Origin of the sequence: Geothrix sp. PMB-07 (assembly GCF_030758935.1) — a bacterium.
Taxonomy (GTDB): domain Bacteria; phylum Acidobacteriota; class Holophagae; order Holophagales; family Holophagaceae; genus Geothrix.
In genome coordinates this window covers 841744-864368 of the sequence record NZ_CP132333.1, presented here as the reverse complement: position 1 = coordinate 864368, position 22625 = coordinate 841744, and the positions used below count along the sequence as shown (strand labels likewise).

Below are 22625 nucleotides of genomic sequence, written 5' to 3'. Positions count from 1 at the left end.
CAGGCCAGAGGTGGTTGTGCCCATTCCGGATCTCGATGCCGCGTTGACCGGGGCCCGCCTGGTGGAGGAAGCCGGTGCGCTGCTCACCCTGGGTGAGGAGCCGGATCGCATGGTGGCCCACGCCTTCGAGCGCCTGGGGCAGCTGGTGCCCTACGACCTGGCCACGGTGCTGCTGCGCGAGGGTGATGGCCTGCGCGTGGCCCACGCCATGGGCCCCCTGGCCACGCCCCAGCTTTCCGAGGCGCTCATCCCGGTGCGGGGCAACCTGCGTCTGCAGAACGCGCTCAAGGCCCGCTCCCGCCCCGCCACCTTCGAGGAGGACGATCCCGGCGAGGATACCTTCCATGGCCTGCTGGAGATGCCCCACGGGCACAGTTGCCTGGTGGCGCCGCTGCGCAGCCAGGGTGAGACCTTCGGCCTCATGACGCTGGATGCCATGGTGTGCCGCCAGTACCCCGACAGTGTGCTTCATCATGTCGGCGTCTTCGCCTCCCTCCTGGCCCTGGGCCTCAAGCAGGCCGAGCATCTGGCGCGGCTGGCGGAGCGGGAGCGCAGCCTCGCGGAGGAAGTGAGCTATTTCCGTGAAGCCCAGCGGCGGGATGTCCTGCAGGAGCCGCTGCGCGCTGAAAGCCCCGCCATGCGCGGCATCCTCGACCAGCTGCGGCAGGTGGCTTCCACCACCGCCACGGTGCTTGTCACGGGCGAGACCGGCACGGGCAAGGAGAAGGTGGCCCAGACCCTGCACCACCTCTCGCCCCGGCGTGAGAAGCCCTTCATCAAAGTGAACTGCAGCGCCCTGCCCGCCACACTCATCGAATCCGAACTCTTCGGCCATGTGAAGGGGGCATTCAGCGGGGCGGCCACGGCCCGCAAGGGCAGGTTCGAGCTGGCCGATGGCGGCACGCTGTTCCTCGACGAGATCGGCGACCTCCCCCTGGACCTGCAACCCAAGCTCCTGCGGGCCATCCAGGAGAAGGAGATCGATCCCCTGGGCAGCGAAAAATCCCGCAAGGTGGATGTGCGCCTGGTGGCTGCCACCCACACAGATCTGCGTGCCGCCGTGGCGGAGGGGCGCTTTCGTGAGGACCTCTTCTACCGTCTGAGCGTCTTCCCCATCCACCTGCCACCCCTGCGGGAACGGCCCGACGACATCGCCGCTCTGGCCGAAGGCTTTCTCGACCGCTTCGCCCGGGAGAATCGTCGCGCCCCCATCCAGCTGCCCGATGCGGTACGCGCCCAGCTGGAGGGCTATACCTGGCCCGGCAACGTGCGCGAACTGCACAACGTGCTGGAGCGGGCCGCCATCCTCTCGGCGGGACGCGAGCTGCGCCTGCCCCCCGGCGCGCTCCCCGCCCGCGGTGAGCGCGCCAGCAAGCCCCCCACCTGGGAGGCCCAGGAGCAGACTTACCTGGAGCGCCTGCTGCGCCACACCCGCGGCAAGATCGCCGGCGCCGACGGAGCCGCCGCCCTGGCGGGCCTGGCCCCATCCACCCTGTTGTCGCGTCTGGAAAAGCTGGGGCTGCGGCCCAGGGACTTCCGCGAAGCGTGATAGGTTTAGCCCCCACCGGAGTGCAGCATGAGTAAGATCACCGGCCCCAATGACGCCCTGCCGCCGGAGGTTCCTGACCCGCCCCCGGCCCTTCCTCCGGTCCAATCCGTATGGGCGCCGCCACCCTCCATGGCCGCCCCCTCCCTGATTCCGCCGCCCTTGCCGGACGAGCCATTGCGGCCCGTGCCCTTCGAGGATCACGACACCTATCCCACGTTCTGGTCGCGGGTGGGGGGCATGTTTCAGCTGGTATTCCGGAACCCCATGGAGCTCTTCGAGCGGGTGCCCGTGACTGAAGGCCTCAGCGCGCCCTGGCGCTTCCTGATGCTGATGTCGATCCCCGTGTTTCTGTTCATGGCCCTGTTCTTCTTCCTCATCGGGATGGGAGCGATGTTCGCGGCCCTGGAGCAGGCCGGGAAGAGTGACAGCAAGATGCTGGCGACCCTGGTTCCCGTGATCTTCGGAGCCATGCTGCTGCTGATGCCGCTGTTCAGCTTCCTGGGCATGGTCATCGGCGGCGCTCTGAACCACTTCTTCCTCTGGATGTGGGGCGGGCTCAAACCCGGCGCAGGCACCAGCCAGAGCATCCGGGCCTACGGCTATGCCTCTGCCTTCATCCAGCTGGGCGGCATCATCCCCTACCTGGGCATCCTCATCCAGCTGGCCGGCCTCATCGCCGTGGGCATGGGCATGGCTCGCATGCACAAGACCGACACCTGGCGCGGCATCTGCGCGGTGCTGACCCCGCTGTTCCTGGCCTGCTGCTGCGCGGTCCTTCTGGCCTTCAGCATTCCGGCCATCATCGCCGCGAACCGGTAGGATCCAGCCACTCGAAGGCATGGTCCGCCACACCGATGGGGGCGACGATCCGGTGGGCGGCACCAGCCTGCAGCGCGGTCTGCTCATCCCAGGTTTCAAAACCCCTGAACAAGCGATCGGCACCTTTGCGCCCCAGCAGCTCCGGGAGCCGTACCGTGCCGCCAAAGCCCGTGAGGATGCCGTGTTTCGCCGCGGGATGGGCCAGCCGCAATCCGCCTTTCCCGAGCTCATTCGCCGCCACGGCCCAGCGTTCCTGCCCATGCAGCGCCAGATCACAGCCGCCCCCCATGGCCACGCCCGAGATCACCGTGAGGCTCTGCCAGCCGGGCCAGAGCAGGTGGTTCATGATCCGCTGCCCCCGGCGGGCAAAGGGCTCGGCCGAGCTGGCATCCAGTGCGCCGACTTCATGCAGATCGGCCCCGGCGGAGAAGTGATGGCCTTGCCCCGTCATCCATCCTGCGCCACTGAGGGCCAAGCGGCGGATGCCCGCCCAGCGCAACTCCACCAGGAGGCGGTCCAGGGCCACCAGCAAGTCGCTGTGCAGACGGTGGAGGCCATCTCCGGAGCGGAGGCCGATCCAGGCCCAGGCTTCACCGCGCAGGAGGTCCAGCGACGTGCGCCCCTCGTACCAGGTTGCCGGGCTTGGAAGTCCGGGCCTCATGCAAGGCCCAGGCGGTCCAGCGCCGCCGCCAAAAGTTCCGCATCGGGGTCCCAGGTGGGCACTTCGGGCAGCTGATTGCGGAACCATGTGGCCTGCCGCTTGGCATAGGCCTGGGTTTCCATCACCACGGCGGCTTCGATGGCTTCCGCGTCGCCTCCGGCCATCCAATTCGAATAACCCAGGGGCCGCAGGGTGGCCAGATCCTCGCCATGGCCCGCTGCCACGAGCTGCGCCACCTCATCGCGCCAGCCGGCGCGCACCTGGGCGGCCACGCGCGCCGCCACCCGGGCCCGTTGCCGCTCCCGCGTGGGCGCCACCACCAGGGCGCGCCAGCCGGGCGGAAGGCCGGTCCCAGGGCCGGTCAGCAGGCCGGAAGGCGCTCGCCCCGTGGCCAAGTGCAAAGCCAGGGCCCGCTGCACCCGGGCGCTGTCGTTGGGATGGAGGGCGGCTGCCCGCGCCGCATCCACCGCCGCCAGGTACCGGTGCAGGCGGGGCGTGCCCAGGCGCTCCGCCCACCCGCGCACCCGCTCCACCAGAAGGGGGGCCACGGGCGGCAGGTCGCTGAGCTGCTGCCAGATGCCCCGCAGGTACAAGCCCGAGCCCGTCACCAGCACCGGCTCGTGGCTGGCCTGGAGCCAGCCGCGCACCAACTGACCAAAATCCTTGGGATTCGGCCGCGCAGACAGTGGCAGCGCGCCATAGCCCACGTGAGGCACACCCCCTCGCTCGGCCGCATCGGGCTGCCCCGTGCCGATGGCGAGGCCCTCGATGGCCTGGTAGGGATCCCCATTCACCACGGTGCCGCCCAGGTGCCGAGCCACGGCCACGGCCAGGGCGGATTTGCCGGAAGCGGTGGGGCCGAGGATCACAATGGACATGGGTCAAAATTACCATCTGCCGGGCCCCGATGAGGCGCCGGGAACCTCCTCAGCCCTGGCCTCACTTGAAGTCCATGCGTGCCCTGCTCTGCTCATGCCTCTGCCTCGCCGCCGGCCTTCAGGCGGGAGAGCCGCCGCGGCCCGGACTGGACCGCACCTTCCTCGCGCACATCCTTTCGGATGCCGAACAGGGCGCCAAGCCTTGGAAGACGTTCCGGGTGCCGGAGGATTCCGCCTCGGCCGTGGTCGAGGTAGTGGGCGAATACACCAAGGATGAGCTCCGCCAGGTCGCCTTCCAGGAATTCCTCGTGTGGTTCCACCAGGACTTGCGACGCTTCTGGCGGAACCACGGCTACACAGGCCCAGCCCCGGACTTGGCCGCCGCCAGCCTGCCCGTGGAGCGCTTCGGCGGCAATCCCGTGCCCCGGAACGTGCCTCTGGGCCGCGGCGGTTTCTAGGTCGCCGCCCCTGGCACGGGAAGCCTTGGAGGCATCGCCCCGTGCCAGTTGGCGGGGCCTATTGAGGGACCACGATCCGTTCAACGGATTCGACCAGCGTGCGGGACCAGACGTTATCCCGGCTGCCGTTGACGAGGTAGACGAAGACGAAGTGATCCTTCAGGTCCGGCTGGAATCGGATGCGAACCCGCACCTTGGCGCCCCCATCGTGGCCCACCTCATGCCAGGTGCCGTTCTCGCCGTATTCCCACCCGGATGAGAAGTAACCGAGGTCCCCATTGGGAAACGCATGGGGTCGCCAGAAACGCAGCAAGGCTTTTTGGGAAACCAGCTTGCCTCGCGCCACGGCACCGAGAAAGGTCGCCAGATCGTCAGCAGTGCTGAACAGCTCGCCATGGGCCACGCTGTAGGCAGGCCACGCCACGGGAACATCTGGAACCAGGCGGCCCCCCTCGCCGTGATAGGAGGCCACCAGTCGACCCTGCGGCACGTTCTCGAGGCCGAGCCAGGTGTGGCGCAGGCCCAGAGGGGAAAAGATGCGGCTGCGGGCCAGGTCGCCGTACTTGATTCCAGTGACGGATTCAAGAATGGCCCCGATGACCAGGAAGTCTGTTCCCGTGTAGCGGGTGCGCGTGTCAGGCGGATCCACGAGCGGCGTGTGGGCGAGCCGCTCGAATGCGGCAGGCGCGGAAGGTGGAAAGGGCGCCGAAGGGTTTCCCGGATCAAAAAATTCGGGGACGCCCGAAACATGGTTGAGAAATTGCTCGACGGTAATCGCTCGCCAGCCTTGCGGAAGATTGGTGACATAGCGCGAAGCCGGCGCATCCAGCGCCACCTTCCCTTCCTCCACAAGCTGCAGGAGCAGAACGGAGGCGACGAGTTTGCTCACGGAGTAGGCCGGGAAGATGGTCTCAAAGGTCACGGGCGACGTTCCATCGACCGTGACTTTCCCCGAGGCGTGGCGATATATGGGCTCGCCATTGTGCAAGACGACGACCGCCTGGGCCGGAATGCCATGTTTCAAGGCGTTGTCCGCCACCACCTTGTCCACTGCCGCAGCCGCCGTCGGGACGAGTGGATCGCTGCAAAAGGCCCGCGGGATCGAGGCCAGGGCGAGAAGAATCCAAAGCGGGCGTTTGAAGGATCGATGCATGGGGGAAGTGTAAAGGTAAGCCCGGCGAGTGGTCAGGCCTTCCTCACGAATTCATGGGTGCAAGTCGGTTTTCTCGGCGGGCAGTTGGGCCAGGGCCCCAAGGGGTCGATCCTTTGCGATGAGACGCGCATGGCGACAGGGCGGCCCGGGTGGCGTCGGAGTGAAAGACTCGTGCCTTCTAACCCATCAGCCGCGGCAGCACCCTGGCGGCCTGGTCCCGGGCCAGGCGGGCAGCCTCGATGGCATGGCGGGCGGCCTCATCCGCAGATTGGCTGGGCGTGAGGAGGGCCTCGAGCTGGCCCCGCAGCCGGGCGGTTTCGCCCTCCGGGTCCGCCAGGTGCTGCTGGGCCGCGGCCTCGAACACCAGCAGGAAGCACTGGATGGCATCGCAGGCCGTGGAGACGATGGCGGCGCTGTGGCGGTGATCCACGTCCAAGGCCAGGGCTGTCGCCAGGAAGCGGAGGCCATCCTCGAAGCGGGCCTGCAGAGATCCTGAGGGGCCCGTACTCATGGACTTGGACTCATGGACCAGGGCTCATGAGGGGCGGCTCATTCGCCTGGGGGCACAGGGTAATCACCGGTGAAGCAGGCGTAGCAGAAGCCCTTGCCGTGCCCGGGGCCATCATCGCCCATGCACCCTTCCAGATCCTCCAGATCCAGGTAGCCCAGGGTGTCGGCCTCCACGAACTCGGTGATCTCCTTCAGGTTCATGTAGGAAGCGATGAGGTGCTGTCGCTTGGGCGTGTCGATGCCGTAGAAACAGGAATGCGTGGTGGGCGGACAGGCGATGCGCATGTGCACTTCCCTGGCGCCGGCCTCTTTCACCATCTGCACAATCTTCTTGCTGGTGGTGCCGCGCACGATGCTGTCATCCACCAGCACCACGCGCTTGCCCGCCAGCAGGTGCCGCACGGGATTCAGCTTCACCTTCACGCCGAAGCTGCGGATGTTCTGCTTGGGCTCGATGAAAGTGCGGCCCACGTAGTGGTTGCGGATGATGCCGAAATCAAAGGGGATGCCCGAATACTCGGAATAACCCAGGGCCGCGCTGACGCCGCTGTCGGGCACGGGCACGATGAGATCCGCTTCCACCGGATGGCGCATGGCCAGGCGGCGCCCCATCTCGCGGCGCGCCACCATGACGCTCCGCCCGTAAACGAGGGAATCGGGCCGGGCGAAGTAGATGTGCTCGAACACGCAGGGCCGAGCCTGCACCTTGGGCAGCGGGAAGCGCGAGCGGATCTCACCGTTCTTCCGGGAGACCACCACCATCTCACCGGGCTCCACATCCCGCTCGTACTGAACCCCCACCAGGTCGAAGGCGCAGGTCTCAGAGCTGAACGCGTGGGTCTCACCCATGCGTCCCATGGCCAGGGGCCTGAAGCCGTGGGGATCACGGGCGGCGATGAGCGCATCCTCCGTGAGGATCAGCAGCGAGAAGGCGCCCTTGGCCTGGCGCAGGGCCATCACCACGGCCTCTTCCAAACTGTCCGCCTGGGCGCGGTTGATGAGGGCCAGCAGCACCTCGCTGTCGGAGGGGCTGGTGAAGGTGTGGCCATCAGTGATGAGGCTGGCGCGCAGCGCTTCGGTGTTGGTCAGGTTGCCGTTGTGGCAGAGCGCCACCTGGCCGAAGCGGCCATGGATGAGGAAGGGATGGGCCGCCGAGGCCACATTGCCGCCGGTGGTGGAGTAGCGGGTGTGGCCGATGGCCGCATCGCCGGGCAGGGCGTCCAGCACGGCCTCGGTGAACACATCCGCCACATAGCCCTGAGCCTTGTGAAGGTGCAGGCCTTTTTCATCGCCGGAGCAGATGCCCGCCGCCTCCTGGCCGCGATGCTGCAGGGCGTAGAGGCCCAGGTACGTCTGGCGGGAGGCCTCCGCCTGGTGGCAGATTCCGAATACCCCGCATTCATCCCTGAACGCCATGATCCCTCCGAGTCTTTCAGGATACCGCCCCGACGGCGGAAGCCGAACCGGCAGTTCCAGCTCGGCCAGCCGGTCAGCGCACCATCACGGTGGAGCTGGCCTCCTGCTGGGCCTCCTGGGCCATGGACCGCAACGTGCTGAGCAGGGTGGTGCCCGCCTCCGTGGGAATCAGGCCCGCGGTGCTGTCCAGGCCTTCCAGATGCAACTCGATGCGGGCCACGTCGCCCTGCTCGAAACGGGCGCTGAGATCGCAGAGGGCCAGCAGCTTCGGCGCCACTTCCACCAGCACGGTCGAGGCGTGGATGCCCTCCGGAATTTGGAGGCTCCACACGGGCAGGCTGCGGTTTCCAAAGCGGAGAAGGATGGGCTCCGGCCTGGTCTGTGGCGAGGGTCCGGCGAGGTAGAGCAGGCGCTCCGCGCGGCCCAGCAGCATGGCCTGCGCGTAGGCGGTGCCCTGGGAGCGGTCGGCTTCCAACCGCCAGCCGCCCATGCGCGGTTTCTGCACCTTGTTCTGGGTGCGCGTTGCCGCCGTGGCCTGCAGGCGGAACTGGGTCTCCAACGGCTGGGAGTCGTCCCGCATCCACAGCTGCATCCGGTAGCGGAGTCCTTCCTGGGCACAGACCGGCAGCGAAAAGGCCAGAAGAAACAGGAGAGCCAAAGAACGCACGAGACCACCTTCCCTTCCAGGGTGCCATCCCATGAGATCCTGGGCCAGCGCGGGGAGATGGCTGGTGCCGATTTGTTTCGATCTGGATGGGACCCTGGGGCACTTCAGCTCGGGCTTCGTGCTTCTGCGCCAAGCCTTGGGCGACATTTGGGGCCAGGCACCCACGCCTGCTGAATTGACGCTTTGCAAAGGCTCCACCGATTGGGAGATCGTCGACGATCTGCACCGGATGCGTTTTGGCCGCGGCCTGAATGAAGCCGACTATGCGATCTACGAGACGGCCTGCCTGTCCCACTTCCAGCGTGCCTTCGCGCCCGGCGGCTGGGAGGCCGAAGCCTTTGCGGGCGTGCTGGAAGGCATGCATCGCCTGGCCCAACGCTGGCCCGTGTGGCTGGTCTCCGGCAACGCCCCCGCCGTGCTCACCTTCAAGGCCGAGGTCTTGGGCATCGATTCCTCCATTCCGCGCCTGGGCTCCCTGCCCCGCCACGACCGGGCCGGCCTTCTGAAGCGGGCGCTGCAAGACTGTCCCGGCCCGCACCTCTATGTGGGCGATCGGCCGCACGATCTGGAAGCGGCCCAGCGGGCGGGTCTGCCCTTCGTCGGCGTCGGGGACGCCGTTCCCGGGGTGCATGCCTGCGTGCCCTCTGATGCCGAGGCGGATCGCCTTGTCGCCGCCGTCGAAGCGGCCCTGGGGCCCCGCTTGTGACGATGCGCAAGAACCCGCTGGCCGCCTGGTTCGCGACCCAGTCAGTTTCCCTCAAGCTGAGCAGCGCCTTCGCCGCCGTGCTGCTGCTGGGCGTGCTGGGCATGGGCATCTACAGCAGCAAGCGGGTCCGCCAGCAGGCCAACCAGGAGGAACTCACCACCCTGGCCCTGCTTTCAGAGCGCCTGGCCGGCCAGGTGGACACCGATCTTTCCACCACCCGGAACCTGGCCCGCCACCTGGCCCTCACCCAGGATGCGGCCGCTTTCCTCGCCTCCCGTCCAAGGGGAGCCCGGGCCGAGGCCTTCACCACCTGGCTGACCAGGCAGGCCGCGCAAACACCAGGCACCTCGGCCGTGTTCGTGCTCGGACGGGATGGCACCTGCCTGGCCAGCAGCCAACGCGCCTTCGTGGGTCGCAACTTCGGCTTCCGGCCCTACTTCCAGGAGGCCCTGTCGGGCAACCCCTGTGTCAGCGATTGGACCATTGGGGCGGTAACCCAGACGCCTCGCCTCTTTTCCGCGGCGCCGGTGCATGTGGGCACCCGCATCCTGGGTGTGCTGGTCACTGAATACGACGTGACCGAGCTGGAACATACCATCCACACCTTCGCCCAGCCCGGCTGCTCAGTGATGCTGGTAAACCGTCAGGGCATCGTCCTTTCCCACAGCGACCCCAGCCGGACCTACCACACCATCGAGCCCCTTCCCCCTCCGGTGCGAGATGAGCTGGATCGCAACCGCCAGTTCCTGGGCCGCTCCCTTCCCACGGATGCCCTCTCCCCCGAGTTTCCCGCCGCCATCCACCAGACCCTGGAGGAAGGCGCCCCCCGGCTTGCCCGGTACCGGCTGGCCAAGCTGACCAAGTGGGGCGCCTTCAGCCCCATCAAGGGGCAGCCCTGGGTGGCTGTGGTGGCCACGCCGGAAATGGACATCCTGGGCCCCACCCGGGCCGTTTGGATGGACACCCTCACGGTGGGGCTCATCACCTCCACGGCGGCCTTTTTGCTGGCCCTGGGCCTGGTGCGTCTGCTCCTGCGCCCGCTGCGAACCCTGGCTTCAGCCATCACCGCCTTCGGCCGGGGCGACAGCCGATCCCGGGCCCCGATCCAAACCCACCGGGAGCTCGATGTGCTGGCCCGCACCTTCAACGCCATGGCCGACACCATCCAGAGTCACCAGGAAAACCTGGAAGGGCTGGTCCACCAGCGCACCCGCGACCTGGAACAGGCCCTCGCGGACATGAAGCGCCTCGAGGGCATGATCCCCATTTGCGGGTACTGCAAGCAGATCCGCGATGACAGCGGCAGCTGGTGGCAACTGGAGCAGTACATGTACATCCAGGATCACACCGAGGCCCAGTTCAGCCACGGCATCTGCCCCCAGTGCCGGGAACGGCACTTCCCTCGCAAAACGCCACCTACCGGGTCGTGACCTCGAAATCATCCAGCAGGGCCGCCGTCCGCGGATCGTGGTCCTTGCGCACGATGGCCTGCACGTGATGCAGACGCCCCCGGCGCACCACCACAATGCCCTCAATGACGCCGCCGTTGGGGCCTTTGGCTTTGTAGCGGAAGCCCGGCCCCTTATCCGCGGCCAGTTCTGTGCGCTGGATGGCGCCAAATCGGTAACCCAGGAAGTTCTGGAAGGTGGTGAGAATCTCGCGGGGCGTGGTGCCGCCCTTATCGCCCCGGGGAAGGTTGCCCACGGCCACGCTGAAGGTTTCATCCAGGCGGCCCGCAGGGCTCATGGCCAGATCAAACCACTCCACTTCACCGTAGGGCCCGGGATCCGTGTGCCGGTGCAGCTTGGGCGGGCCAGGGAAGGTGGCGGCAATGCCCAGGTTGTCGTTCTCGATGCGGCGCGGATCATCCTTGCAGCCCGTGAGGGCCACCAGCAGCATGAGGCTCAACCAGACACGGGACATGACTCCCCCTGTTTTGTCATCGGACTTCCCCATCAGGAAGTTGACTCGCGGCGTGCGGCCTCGGTCCAGCGGGCCGCTTCGCGCGGATCGCGCAGCACACCATGCCCGCCCAGATAGGCCTCCGCCAGGGCCTGCATGGCACCCGCATGGCCCGTCTCCGCGGCCCTGCGGAACCAGATGGCCGCGGTGAGATCATCCTTGGGCCGGTGGGGTTCACCGCGACGATGGGCCAGGCCTAACTGGTAGCAGGCCTCGGGATCCCCACCTGCGGCGGCCTCTGCCAAGCGATCCCGTCCGGTCCGGGGCCGATCCTTTCGCAACTGCCGGGTCTGCCAAACCAGCACCAGCACGAGGGCTGTCGCCGCGATCAGGGGCATGTGGTAGAAGGTCGCCGAGCCCACCCAGAACAGCCATCCCAAACCACCCAGGCTTACCACCACCAAGGCTGCCACTCCGAGGAGCAGGATCCGGCGCCCGGCGGCGTGGCTCACCACCCGGTCCGCTGCCGCTTCGGCCCCTTCCACCGAAGCCGCGGTGAACCTCAGCAGGGGGTCGGCTGGTGCCGCATCATGGCGGAGCAGGCTGCGGGCAGGGGCTGGATGAGGCTCCCGGCTTCGGGCTTCCGAAGCCCACATGGCCGCCTTCGCCTCGTCGGCTTCCACGCCATCGCCACAAGCGTAGGCATGGGCCAGCCAAGCGGCCGCGCGGCCATGGCCCAGGGCTGCGGCCCGCAGGTACCATCGCTCCGCCTCCAAGGGATCAGGCCCGACGCTGCCATGCCCGGTCCGCAGGGCATCCGCCAGACGGAAGGCGGCCTCAGCATGCCCCTTCAGCGCCGCATGGCGCAGGCGCTCCACGCCACCCGAGTGGCCTCCGGCGCCCCAACCGCCTTCCAGGTACACCAGGGCCTCCTGGAACAGGGCCTCGGGCCCACCGAGGCGCACGGCCTGATCCAGGTATTTCCGCGCCGCCTGGGGATGATGCGCATGCCGGGCCCAGTGGAGCCAGAGCCCCTCGGGATCCGCAGCGAATCGGGCAATCCAGCCACGCAGGTGCCCTTCCACCCAGACCAGTACCGGCAGGCTGGCCCCGGCCATGGCCCCAAGGATGGCCGCAAAGGCGGTGCCGAACAGCGCCAGCACCAGCAGGGCCCGCCACAGCCGCGCCAGCGGCGCCAGAGGAGTGGCCAGCAGCAGGAAGGGTAGGAAGAGGATCAGGCCCAGGGCGAGGAGGCCCTTCAGCCAAGCCCTGTGCCGATCCGCGAAGGCCCGCATCACTTCGCCTTCAGCGCCTCATCCAGGGCGCGCTGGGCCATGCCCTCGGCGTAGCCGGACCACCGCTGCACCAGCCTCCCCCGCCGATCCACCAGGATCGTGGTGGGAATGCCGCTGATCTCACCGAAGGGCTCCAGCGCTTTCGCGCCATCCGGCAGGTAGGCGGTGAGGCCCAACTGGGGATTCTGGGCCAGGAAGGGCTTCACATCGCCCCAACCGCCGTTGTCCACAGAGATCGGCAGCACCACGTAGCCGTCGCCGCCCGCCTTCTGCAGCTCGGCCACCTCCGGCAGGGATTTCCGGCAGGGGGGGCACCAGGTGGCCCAGACATCCACCAGCACGACCTTGCCCTGGAAATCCGCCAGGGTGCGGCGGTTGCCCTCGGCGTCCACGAAGGCCACGCGGCGCACATCCGTGCCGCTGGAGGCCCCTTCGCTTCCTCCCCCGAACATCCCCCGCACCACGACCACCCCGCCCAGCAGGAGGCCACCGCCCACCAGCAGGGCCGCCAACGTCATACGCCAGCGCGACTCGGGAACATAGGCGTCGGACATGGGACCTCCGAAATGGAGTCTTGAGGGTACCCCCGCCCGGGCTCGCTTCATACTGATGGGATGCCACTCATCTCCGCCCCCGCCCTCCGTGCCAAGATCGGCACCGTCCGTCTGCTCGATGCCCGGCCCTCCCCCGAGGAATACCAGGCGGGCCACCTGCCCGGGGCGATTCACGCCGATCTGAACCGCCAACTGAGCAGAGCCTCCGATCCCGGCCATGATCCGGCCCAGGGCGGCCGCCATCCCCTGCCGCCCCTGGCGCGTTTCACCGCCCAGCTGGGCGCCTGGGGCATCGAGCCCGAAACGGAAGTGGTCGTCTACGATGCCAACGGGGGCGGCAATGCCGCCGCCCGGCTCTGGTGGATGCTGCGGGCCCTGGGCCACGAGCGCGTCGCGGTGCTCGATGGCGGCCTTCCGGCAGCCCTCGCGGCTGGCCTCACCCTGACTGCGGAAGCAGCCATCACTTCCCCCGTAGGGCCCTATCCCGCGCACGCATGGCAATGGCCCACGGTGGACGCGCAGGCTGTCGACGCCATCCGCCAGGATGACTCCAGGAAGCTGTTGGACGTGCGCGCCCCCGAGCGCTGGCGCGGAGACACCGAAACCCTTGATCCGGTGGCGGGCCACATTCCCGGCTCCCTCAACCTCGCCTGGAACGACAACCTGGATGCCTCGGGCTGCTTCAAAGCGCCTGACCTGCTGCGCCGCCAGTACGAAGCCCTGCTGCAGGGCACCTCGCCCAGGCAGCTCACCGTCCATTGCGGCAGCGGCGTCACCGCCTGCCATACCTTGCTGGCCCTGGAAGTGGCGGGACTGGGCGGCGCGTCGCTCTATGTGGGCAGCTGGAGTGAGTGGTGCCGCAGCGACCGGCCCAAGGCCAAGGAATCCGCGCCATGAGCCAGGAGCACATCGTTCCCACCACCTGCACCGTCCCCACCACTTGCACCATGGACTGCCCCGACACCTGCGCACTGGACGTGACCGTGCGGGATGGCCGCGTGGTGGCCCTGCATGGCCGACGTGATCACCCCGACACGGCTGGTTTCATCTGCGAAAAGGTGAGTCGCTTCCAGGAGCGGCTCTACCATCCCTCCCGCATCCTCCACCCCTTGCGCCGCACCGGCCCCAAGGGTGAAGGTCGGTTCGAGGCCATCTCCTGGGACGCGGCCCTTGATGAGATCGCGCAGCGCTTCCGCGAGGTGCGTGACCGTTTCGGTGGCGAGGCCATCCTCCCCTTCAAATACGGCGGCTCCAACGGCTTCCTGGGGGATGGCCCCGTGGACGACCTCTTCTTCGCGCGGCTTGGCGCCTCTCGACTGGCGAAGACCTTCTGCGCGGCCCCCACGGGCGAGGCGGCCAAGGGCCTCTACGGCAAGATGCCCACCACGGCCTTCGAGGATTTCGTCCACGCGCGCTGCATCATCATCTGGGGCGCCAACCCCCGGGTGTCCAACATCCACCTCCTGCCCTACCTCAAGGAGGCCCGCCGCCGCGGTGCCTTCGTGGCCGTGGTGGATCCCCTGCGCACTTTTCCGGCGGCGGACATGGACCTTCATCTGCCCATCCTGCCCGGCACGGACCTGCCCCTGGCGCTGGCCCTCGCCCACGAAGCCGACACGCAGGGCTGGTTGGATCGGGCTTTCCTTGAGACCCACACCACCGGCGCCGATACCCTCCTGGCCGCGGCCAAAGATTGGGATCTCCCCCGTGCGGCCCACACCTGCGGCGTCGACGTCGAGGCCATCCGGCAACTGGCCCGGGCCTACCAGAAGGCCTCGCCCGCCCTCATCCGCTGTGGCTGGGGGTTGGAGCGCAACCAGAACGGCGCGCGCGCCGTGGCTGCCATCCTGGCCCTGCCTGCCCTCTATGGAAAGTTCGGCGTGAAGGGCGGGGGCTACGCCCTCAGCAACAGCGGCGCCGTGAGGCTGGAAACCTCGGCCCTATGCGAGATGCCGCCCTGGACCAGCCGAGTGCTGAACATGAGCCGCCTGGGCGCCCTGCTGCAGGAGCGGCAAACGTCACCTTTGGCTCCGCCGATTGCCGCGCTCTACGTCTACAACTGCAACCCCGTGGCCACGGCGCCGGATCAGAACGCCGTCATCCAGGGCCTGCAGCGCGAGGATCTCTTCACCGTGGTCCACGAGCAGGTCATGACCGATACGGCCCGCTATGCCGACATCGTGCTGCCCGCCGTCACGTTTCTGGAGCAGCACGAGATCAAGCGCGGCTATGGCAGCTACGTGGTGGGCGGCGTGCGCCCCGCCGTGGCCCCCGAAGGCGAAGCGCGCCCCAACGAGGCGGTGTTCTCCGCGCTGGCCGCGCGGCTCGGCTTCACCGACGAGATCTTCACCTGGGACACGGAAACCCTGATTCGGCGCATGGCCGGGGCCCTCACCGGCCTGCAAGCTCAAGCCGACACCTGCCTGGATGGCGGCATCCAGGCGGCCACCTTTGCGGGCGGCACCCCCATCCAGTTCGACACCGTGATGCCGCGCACGCCGGATGAACGCGGACATCTCGCTCCGGCCTTTCTAGGGGAGGAGCCCTACCGCTTCGAGCCCGTGCAGGTCGACGGTTTCCCCCTGGCCCTGCTCAGTCCAGCCAGTTCCAGGATGACCTCCAGCACCTTCGGCGAATTCAACTACCCGCAGCTGCGCCTGGCCATGAACCCCGCCGACGCCGCGGCCCGAAGCCTCGCGCAAGATGACATGGTGAAGGTCTGGAACGGACTGGGCGAAGTGCACTGTCCCCTCGATCTCACGGACCGCGTGCGGCCGGGTGTGGTGGTGCTGCCCAAGGGCGCCTGGATGAAGACCTCCGCCAATGGCCGTACGGCCGCAGCACTCTCGCCTGCCCACCTGGAGCCCACCTCGGGCGGCGCCTGCTACAACGATGCCCGCGTGGAAGTGGCGCGGCTGACCTCTGCTCAGGATGTCCGGTGAACCCATGGAAGGGCCTCAAGGGCCTCCCCCGCGAGGTGTGGCTGGTCTGCCTCAGCACCCTCATCAATCGCCTGGGCACCATGGCCCTGCCCTTCCTGGTGCTGTACCTCACCGAGGGTCGGCACTGGACGCCGGCGGAGGCCGGCTACGGCATGATGGTCTACGGGGGCGGCGCCCTGGTGGCCGGGCCCTTCTCGGGCCGCCTGGCGGATCGTCTGGGCCACGTGCACGTGCTACGGGCCAGCCTCTGGAGTTCCGGCGCCCTCCTGCTGCTGCTGCCCTACGCCACCACGAAGCCGATGCTCTTCACTCTGATCTTCCTGTGGGCGGGCCTCACCCAGGCCTTCTGGCCCAGCGCCATGGCCCTGCTCACGGGCCTGGCTGCGCCGGAACAGCGCAAGGCCGTCTTCGCGCTGCACCGGCTCTCCGTCAACCTGGGCATGGCCGTGGGCCCCGCCATGGGCGGCCTCATCGCCCACCACAGCTACCGCTGGGTGTTCTGGACCGACGGCCTCAGCACCCTGGCGGGCGCCATTCTCCTGGGTCTGCTCCTGAAGGCGCCGCCTGCCACGCCCCTGCCCCACGATCACACGCCCGGCCATAGCCCCTGGCGGGACCGGCGCCTCGCCTTCCTGCTGCTGCCCTTCATCCTGGCGCTGATGGTGTTCTTCCAGATCGAAGGCACGCTGCCCCTGTGGGTGGTGCGCGATCTGGGCCTGGGCAGCCGCTTCTTTGGCTTGCTGTTCACCGTGAACACCCTGCTCATCGTGGTGCTGGAAGTGCCCTTGAACCTCGCCATGGCCCACTGGCGCCACGGCCGCCAGCTGCTGCTAGGCAGTCTCTGCGTCGCCGTGGGCTTCGGCACCATGGGCTGGGCCCGCACCTACGCCACCTTGATCCTCACCACCATCATCTGGACCTTCGGCGAGATGATCCTCTTTCCGGCCATGAGCGATGCGGTGGCCACACTGGCGCCTTCGGACCGCCGAGGCGAGTACATGGGCCTGCTCTCCCTCAGCTTTGCTGCCGCCCTGGCGCTGGGCCCCTGGCTCGGCGTGCTGGCCTACGCCAAGGCTGGGCCCCAGGCGCTCTGGCTCTCCACCTTCGTCCTCGCGGGCGGCGCGGGCCTGATGCTGCTGCGGTTCCGAACACCGGAGAAAAACGGCCAGTCCAGCGGCTGATGCCGCTGCTCCTTCCATCGCAAAAGATGCGCCGAGGAGAGTGGATGAAGGTGGATCGGCCATGGTCCGGACACCCGGCCTAAATGCACCTGCTCCATCCCTTTCATCCCCTTCATCATGGCTGAACAGTTCTTGTTCTCTTTGGCCTGGATGAAGGGGATGGAAGGGATAGGGATGAAGGCCGCCTGACGGACCTGCCCCCTGGCGCCCAGGAATCCGTGTCCATCTGTGTGAATCGGAATCAGGCCCCGCTTTCTCGCCGCGGCAGGATGAGCCTGAAGATGGAGCCCGCCCCAGGCTCGGATTCCACGTCGATGCGACCCCCCATCATCTCCGCCAGTTTCTTCGAAATGGTCAGGCCCAGCCCGGTGCCGCCGTACTTGTTCTGGGTGTCGATCTCCGCCTGCTGATAGGCCTTGAACACACGTTGGATCTGAGCCTCCGACATGCCCACGCCGGTGTCCGCCACGGCGAGGGCCACCCCTTCGGAATGGGGTCGGAGACTGAGGGTGATGCGCCCCTGGGCGGTGAACTTGATGGCGTTGCCGCCGAGGTTCATGAGGATCTGCTTCACCTTCATCCCGTCTGTTCGGAAGGTCAGCGATTCCGCGGGAAGGTCCATGCGCACGTCCAGCCCCTTCTGCTCCGCCAGGGGTTCCAAGGTGTGCTGCACTTCCCGCATCAGAATGGTCAGGTCGAGGTCCTCGAAATGCCCTTCCATGCGTCCAGCTTCGATCTTGGAGAGATCCAGAATGCCGTTGAGAAGGGACAGCAGGTGGCGCCCGGCGCTATGGATCTTCAGGCTGTCGCTCTCCAGGGAGTTGTCGCCCCGATCGTGGGCTTCGCTGTGGATGAGTTCGGTGTAGAGCAGGATGGCATTCAGCGGGGTGCGCAGCTCGTGGCTCATATCCGCCAGGAAGGCGCTCTTGGCCTGGGAGGCCAGCCGCAATTCCTCGGTGCGCCGCTCCACTTCCCGTTCGAGTTCCAGGTTCCTCCAGCGCAGCCGCCGAGTCCACCAGGCGGCCAGACCCGCCACCGCGAGCAATGACAGCAGGCCCCAGAGGATCTTCGCGAGGATGTGTTCCCACCAGGCAGGCATGACTGAGAAGGGCAGGCGGGTGGTGGCGCCTTCGGTGCCGTCTTTCAGCCGTCCGCGGATCTCGATGGTGTAGTGTCCCGGTGAGAGGCCGCTCCAACGCGCCTCGGGCCGATCAAGCGACACCCAGTCTGGATCCACGCCCGGAATCCGAACCTGGTAGCTGAGGGAGGCGGGATGCAGGTAGTCCGGCACCAGAAACCGGATGCCCAGGTTGCGGTCCGCGCGGCGCACCCGCAGGGGGTGAGCCAGGTCCAGGGGCTGGCCAGAGGTCTCTGCGGAAAGGACCAAGGGGGCTGGCAGCGGGCCCGGTGGTTGTTCCTTGGCCGCGTGATAGAGACCCAAACCTTCGCTGGTGCCCACCCAGAGATCCAGGTTGTCCTCCACCAGCATGGCGTTCTCGCCGGTATCCGCACCGGGAATGCCCTCGCCCGGATAGAAGCGGGTGAGGGTGTGCGGCCCATCCAGGGGCACTCGCCCGATTCCATTTCCCGTGCCGATCCATAGCCGGTTCAGGCGGTCCGCCGCCAGGCAGTAGATGACCATCTGCGCCTGCTTGCCAAAGGGCTCGAGGGTTTCTACCCACTGAAAGCCCCTGGGCCCCAGGCGGTGCCGCGTAATGGCCGCACCCACCGCGTAGCCGATGAAAATGTCTCCGTCGGCCGTGGCGGTGAAGGCCATGGGAATGCCGTCCAGCATCCCCTCCACGGGCTGCCAGGACTGGCCATCCCAGCACAGCAGGGTGGCGTTCCGGCCCACGAGGATGCGGCCCTTGGGGCCCTGGAAAAAGGACCATGCCCCGAAGTGCTCTTTGCCGAAGGGGCTGACCCGCCGCCAGGTGTACCCCCTTCCGTTCGGAACCCCTTGATAGAGTTCGCTCGTCTCATGGAGAACCCAGAGGGCGCCGGAGGCATCCTGGCCCAAACCCCGGATGCGTGAACTTCTGACAGCGGGATCGATGGTCACCTGCTGAACGGCCAGCGTGTGGGGATCGACCCGATAGAGCGTTCCGCCGGGTTTGCCCGCCGCCCAGATCGCGCCATCCCGGGCCACCAGCACCCGGGTGACGTTGGCCGCCTGGATGACCCGGAAGCCCGTGGCGGTGCCCAGGCAAAGCCCCGCTTCGGTGGCCACCCAGAGCCGTCCCTGCAGATCCCGCCGGATGTTCCAGGCCAGGCGGCTGGGCAGGCCGTGGCTCTCGTCGTAGGCTCGCCACAAGCCCTGCCCGAGAATGAGCTGGACGCCAAAGGAGGACACCCACAGGCCCCCGCTGCGGTCCACGAACCCCGTGGAACCTCCTGTCAGCGGCTTGCCCAGATCCAGCCGCTGCCAGTCGTCGCCCTGAATCCGGAAGCGCCCCTCCAGGCAGTTCAGCCAAACCCAGCCCTCGCGGTCCCGATCCATGGCCGCGTAAAAGGGCATGGGCCCGCGCACCCGGGCATCGCGGGACCAAGTGCCGCCGGGCGGGCAATGCCAGAGCCCCTGGTCGCTGAGGGCCCAACGATGGCGCTGGCCGTCTTCGGCCACGGAAAAGAGATCCTCGTTGGCGTACTGAGAGGGAATGCTGACCGCCTCCCATCCCCCCGAGGGGCGCAGCGTCCACACCTTCTTGCCGCCCACCGCCATCACAGTTGCGCGAGGACGCACGAATAGGCCCCAGGCATGGCTGCCCTCGGGCCAGCCGGGCGCCAGCTGGAACTGGCCATCGGCCTGTTGGACGTAAGGGCCCTTTTGAGTCAGCACCCACAGACGGTCCCTGGCATCCAGGCCCAGATCCCAGGTATTGCCCTGGGGCAGCCCCTGCTCGGGTGCCACCCTTTCCACATGCCCATCCACCCAGCGGGACAACCCCTTCATGGTGCTGATCCACAGGCTGCCATCCGGCGCCGCCAGCAGATTCTGGATGCGATGATGGGGGAGCGGCAGCGGATCCACCTCGAAACCCCGGCCGGTGAACCGATGCAGACCCGCCTCAGTGCCGGCCCAGACGACGCCTTGCCGATCCTGCACCAGGGCGGTGACCGTCAGGCTGTTCAGACCTTCCTCGGTGCCAAAGGTGCGGAAGGTGAGGCGGCCGGTTCCTTGCGCGGTTAGGCCCATTCCGGCGGTGGCCAGAATCATCCCGAGCAGGATTCGACACGCAATACCGGTGAGCATGGGGTTCCGCAGGAACGGCCTCATCCGGATGGATCGGCCCCGGAAGCCCACCCCTCAAATCCTGCGGCCAGCCTGCCCCTTCAGGCGGGGCTTCCATTCTGCTGTTCCGATTTGAACTCTTCCATCACGTGGGTGGCGCAGTCCGGACAGATGCCGTGGGACAGCTGCGCCTCGGTGCGGGTGGCCAGCACCTGTTCCAGCTGGGTCCAGAACCCGGCATCATCCCGGATTTTTTTGCAGTAGGAACAGATGGGCACCAGCCCCTTGAGGGTTTTCACATCCCGGAGAGCCCCTGCCAAGGAATCGTTGGCGTTCAGGAGATCCACGGTGCGCTCCTCCACCAAGCGGGCCAGCCGGACTTTTTCCCTCATCAGCGATTGGAGGCGCCAACGGAACGCCAGCAGGAGGAGGCCCGCCGCCAGCAACCCCCAGACGACCTTGGCCAGAGGACGCTGGTACCAAGGCGGCAGCACCGTGAAGGGCACGGACCGCGTGGGGCCCATCTGGCCATCTCGGCGCGCCGCACGGGCTTCCAGCACGTACTTCCCTGCAGGCAGCCCCGGGAAGCGCAGTTCGTTCCCCTCCAGGCGCCGCCATGCCTCATCCAGCCCCACCAGGCGGGTCTGCAGGTCAAGGTCTTCCACACCTTCCACGAGGGGCAGCTGGAGGTTGAAGGAGACGCCAGGCTTTCGATAGGGCACCTGGTCCCCGGGTTTGAAGGCCGCGCCATCCCCATCCAAGGCCGGCCCCAGCACAATCGCGGGGGGATCGGGAATCGGGCGGTAGAAGCGCGGATCGAAGGAGATGAGCCCGGAAATGGAACCGACCCACAGGCGGCCATCCGGTTCACCCCAGATGCCACTCACGGTGTCGACGGGCAGGCCGAAGGCCCGGGTGTGGCGCTCTGCTTTGCGACCATCCCAGCGGATGACTTCGTGGCCGTTGAGCAGCCACATGAGTCCCTTGGGATCCGTCCAGCCTTCGGAGATCCCCAGGCTGGCCAGGGGGTGATCCTTCTCCATCCGTTCGGCGACCACCCAGCTTTGCCCACTCCGCTTCAGGCAGGTGATGGCCGCCCCATGGCAGACCCAAAGCGCCCCCTGGGGGCCCAGGAAGATCCCCGCCACGTCGTCGGCCAGCAGGCCTTCCGCCTTCCCGATGGCAGCCCAGGCAGTGCCATTGAATCTGAACAGGCCGTGCTCTGTGGCCGCCCAGAGCAGCCCATCTTCGGTGCGCAAAAGGTCACCCGTGGGCAAGGTGGGGCTTTGCCCGGGAAGGGTGATCCGGTCCGCCACCCAGCGTGAACCCTCGGCGTGCACTCGGAACAGCCCCTTCATGGTTCCGCACCAGAGGGTGCTGGCATCCGACCAGCGCAGCGTCAGGGCCCAGGTCCCCTCCGGAAATCCCTGGATGGCCACCCGCTGCGCCGACTGGCCCGGTGGGATGCGCAGCACCGCCTGGTCCTTTGCCTCGGGAGGATTGCCGCAGACCCAGATTTCACCCCCAGGATGCTCGGCAATGGAGAACATCGCCCAGCCTTCGGTACCTTTGACCAGCTCCCACTTGGTCGCCCCCTGCCGGTAGAGGCCGTCGTGCGTGCCCACGTAAAGGCCATGGTCCCGCTGGAGGCGGCGGATGCTGAAGGTCATGGCCCGGGGCAGGCCATGGGGTTCTTCCAGGACCCGCCACAGGAACCCTCCCTTGAGGCACTGGAACCCTCCGGCCGAAATGGTCCAGAGGGAGCCCTGCCGATCAAAGGCGATGGGCCAGTAGCCCTGGTACCCGTAGAGTCCTTCCTGCACCCCGAGGCGTGACACCTCTTCCCCATCGATGCAGGCGAGTCCTTCGGGCCCGTTGGTCCACACCCGGCCGAACCCATCGAGCTCAAGGCTCACGAAGGAATTCCGCGTGAACCCGAGCTGCTTCGCGAACCGCTTCGGCGCGGGCCCGGCCTGGATGAGATCGCGATCACTGCGGATCCACACGACTCCCCGGTGATCCCGCACCACATCCGCCGGACGGCCCGCCAGCAGCCCTTTCAGAGATTGCACCCGCCAGGAGGAGGCCACCCAGGTCGCCAGCCCCGCATCACCCACCAGCAGGCGGTGGTTGGTCTGCGGATCACGCCATCCCCGGGTCCAGCGCCCGGGAGCCGGCGCCGGCAGATCCAGCGGGGCCTTCTGCGAAGAGCTGTAGATGAAGACGCGGCCCTTCTCGACGACAGCGAAACCTTCGTTGCGCACCGCAAAAAAATGCCGAGTTTCGCCGTCATCGGGTTCTGGGATGGTTGGCACCGGCCGCAGCCCGGTCTGATCCAGGTGGTACCAGGCCTTCCCGGCGTGGAACCACATGCCGCTGGAGGGCTCAGGATGGGCCTGGTCCACGGGCGCCTCCGGGAAGCCTTCGGCCTTCCCCAGCGCCCGGTAGCCCCGGGCATCGAAACGCCAAATGGCCGACTGGTTGAGGAACCAGAAGCCTCCTTCGCCATCGGAGATGGGCCGCGAGGCCACACCCAAGGTTTGTCCCGCCGCAGGTGGAAACGTGTGGAAATCGAATTTGCCCGGCGAATCCGCCGCGGACAAACCTCCCGCCAGCAGCAGCATCAAGGCCAGCAAAGCGACCTGAGCAACGCTGCACAAGAGCTGGCGGAGCCTCTGCCACACGTGGACCTCCTAATTTGG

19 protein-coding genes are annotated in these 22625 nt (G+C 67.5%); 8 read left to right on the top strand and 11 right to left on the bottom strand.

Going from position 1 to position 22625, the window contains the following annotated elements; all coding sequences use genetic code 11:
* The first annotated feature begins 16 nt into the window (after positions 1–16).
* Positions 17–1549 (top strand): sigma 54-interacting transcriptional regulator, encoded by a 1533-nt coding sequence (locus tag Q9293_RS03765; RefSeq protein WP_306250177.1) that lies wholly within the window; start codon positions 17–19, stop codon positions 1547–1549.
* A 27-nt stretch (positions 1550–1576) separates the two neighbouring features.
* Positions 1577–2368, top strand: coding sequence for a YIP1 family protein (locus Q9293_RS03760; protein WP_306250176.1), 792 nt, complete (start codon positions 1577–1579; stop codon positions 2366–2368).
* On the opposite strand, the gene Q9293_RS03755 is transcribed toward Q9293_RS03760, so the two are convergent.
* On the bottom strand, positions 2349–3029 hold the full coding sequence (locus tag Q9293_RS03755; protein ID WP_306250174.1) for an enoyl-CoA hydratase/isomerase family protein: 681 nt from the start codon (positions 3027–3029) through the stop codon (positions 2349–2351). The genes Q9293_RS03760 and Q9293_RS03755 overlap by 20 nt on opposite strands.
* Positions 3026–3907: a tRNA (adenosine(37)-N6)-dimethylallyltransferase MiaA gene (miaA, locus tag Q9293_RS03750; protein WP_306250172.1), complete on the bottom strand. Its 882-nt coding sequence runs from the start codon at positions 3905–3907 to the stop codon at positions 3026–3028. The genes Q9293_RS03755 and miaA overlap by 4 nt, the downstream gene beginning before the upstream one ends.
* A gap of 74 nt (positions 3908–3981) precedes the next feature.
* On the opposite strand from miaA, the gene Q9293_RS03745 reads away from it, so the two are divergent.
* Positions 3982–4365 carry a hypothetical protein gene (locus tag Q9293_RS03745; protein ID WP_306250170.1) on the top strand — a complete coding sequence of 128 codons (384 nt, stop codon included), beginning with the start codon at positions 3982–3984 and terminating at the stop codon, positions 4363–4365.
* 58 nt (positions 4366–4423) lie between these two features.
* Here Q9293_RS03745 and Q9293_RS03740 read toward each other — a convergent pair whose 3' ends face one another.
* The 4 genes from Q9293_RS03740 to Q9293_RS03725 form a co-directional block, all read right to left on the bottom strand.
* Positions 4424–5518 carry a serine hydrolase gene (locus Q9293_RS03740; RefSeq protein WP_306250168.1) on the bottom strand — a complete coding sequence of 365 codons (1095 nt, stop codon included), beginning with the start codon at positions 5516–5518 and terminating at the stop codon, positions 4424–4426.
* Positions 5519–5696: 178 nt separating this feature from the next.
* Entirely contained in the window at positions 5697–6029 is a 333-nt protein-coding gene (locus Q9293_RS03735) for a hypothetical protein (protein WP_306250166.1), read from the bottom strand.
* Between the two features lie 38 nt (positions 6030–6067).
* The gene (gene purF / locus Q9293_RS03730; RefSeq protein WP_306250164.1) at positions 6068–7444 is read right to left on the bottom strand and encodes an amidophosphoribosyltransferase; all 1377 of its coding nucleotides are present in this window, start codon (positions 7442–7444) and stop codon (positions 6068–6070) included.
* Positions 7445–7517: 73 nt separating this feature from the next.
* On the bottom strand, positions 7518–8111 hold the full coding sequence (locus tag Q9293_RS03725; RefSeq protein ID WP_306250162.1) for a hypothetical protein: 594 nt from the start codon (positions 8109–8111) through the stop codon (positions 7518–7520).
* Positions 8112–8175: 64 nt separating this feature from the next.
* On the opposite strand from Q9293_RS03725, the gene Q9293_RS03720 reads away from it, so the two are divergent.
* Both Q9293_RS03720 and Q9293_RS03715 read left to right on the top strand, forming a co-directional pair.
* Positions 8176–8817 (top strand): HAD family hydrolase, encoded by a 642-nt coding sequence (locus Q9293_RS03720; RefSeq protein ID WP_306250160.1) that lies wholly within the window; start codon positions 8176–8178, stop codon positions 8815–8817.
* A gap of 2 nt (positions 8818–8819) precedes the next feature.
* Positions 8820–10247 (top strand): cache domain-containing protein, encoded by a 1428-nt coding sequence (locus tag Q9293_RS03715; RefSeq protein ID WP_306252410.1) that lies wholly within the window; start codon positions 8820–8822, stop codon positions 10245–10247.
* Here Q9293_RS03715 and Q9293_RS03710 read toward each other — a convergent pair.
* Genes Q9293_RS03710 through Q9293_RS03700 form a run of 3 tightly spaced genes read right to left on the bottom strand, consistent with a single transcriptional unit; the run spans position 10234 to position 12568 of the window.
* Positions 10234–10740 carry a hypothetical protein gene (locus tag Q9293_RS03710; protein ID WP_306250158.1) on the bottom strand — a complete coding sequence of 169 codons (507 nt, stop codon included), beginning with the start codon at positions 10738–10740 and terminating at the stop codon, positions 10234–10236. The genes Q9293_RS03715 and Q9293_RS03710 overlap by 14 nt on opposite strands.
* Positions 10741–10772: 32 nt before the next feature.
* Positions 10773–12014, bottom strand: coding sequence for a tetratricopeptide repeat protein (locus Q9293_RS03705; RefSeq protein ID WP_306252408.1), 1242 nt, complete (start codon positions 12012–12014; stop codon positions 10773–10775).
* On the bottom strand, positions 12014–12568 hold the full coding sequence (locus Q9293_RS03700; RefSeq protein WP_306250156.1) for a TlpA disulfide reductase family protein: 555 nt from the start codon (positions 12566–12568) through the stop codon (positions 12014–12016). Before Q9293_RS03700 ends, Q9293_RS03705 begins: the two co-directional genes overlap by 1 nt.
* Before the next feature lie 60 nt (positions 12569–12628).
* Here Q9293_RS03700 and Q9293_RS03695 point away from each other — a divergent pair, with 60 nt between their 5' ends.
* Genes Q9293_RS03695 through Q9293_RS03685 form a run of 3 tightly spaced genes read left to right on the top strand, consistent with a single transcriptional unit; the run spans position 12629 to position 16691 of the window.
* Positions 12629–13465, top strand: coding sequence for a sulfurtransferase (locus Q9293_RS03695; RefSeq protein ID WP_306250154.1), 837 nt, complete (start codon positions 12629–12631; stop codon positions 13463–13465).
* Positions 13423–15510, top strand: coding sequence for a molybdopterin-dependent oxidoreductase (locus tag Q9293_RS03690; RefSeq protein WP_306250152.1), 2088 nt, complete (start codon positions 13423–13425; stop codon positions 15508–15510). Before Q9293_RS03695 ends, Q9293_RS03690 begins: the two co-directional genes overlap by 43 nt.
* Positions 15507–16691: an MFS transporter gene (locus tag Q9293_RS03685; protein ID WP_306250150.1), complete on the top strand. Its 1185-nt coding sequence runs from the start codon at positions 15507–15509 to the stop codon at positions 16689–16691. The genes Q9293_RS03690 and Q9293_RS03685 overlap by 4 nt, the downstream gene beginning before the upstream one ends.
* Before the next feature lie 241 nt (positions 16692–16932).
* Here the strand turns inward: Q9293_RS03685 and Q9293_RS03680 are convergent, their stop codons facing one another.
* On the bottom strand, positions 16933–19908 hold the full coding sequence (locus tag Q9293_RS03680) for an ATP-binding protein (RefSeq protein WP_306250148.1): 2976 nt from the start codon (positions 19906–19908) through the stop codon (positions 16933–16935).
* Between the two features lie 116 nt (positions 19909–20024).
* Positions 20025–22607, bottom strand: coding sequence for a triple tyrosine motif-containing protein (locus tag Q9293_RS03675; RefSeq protein WP_306250146.1), 2583 nt, complete (start codon positions 22605–22607; stop codon positions 20025–20027).
* Positions 22608–22625: the final 18 nt, after the last annotated feature.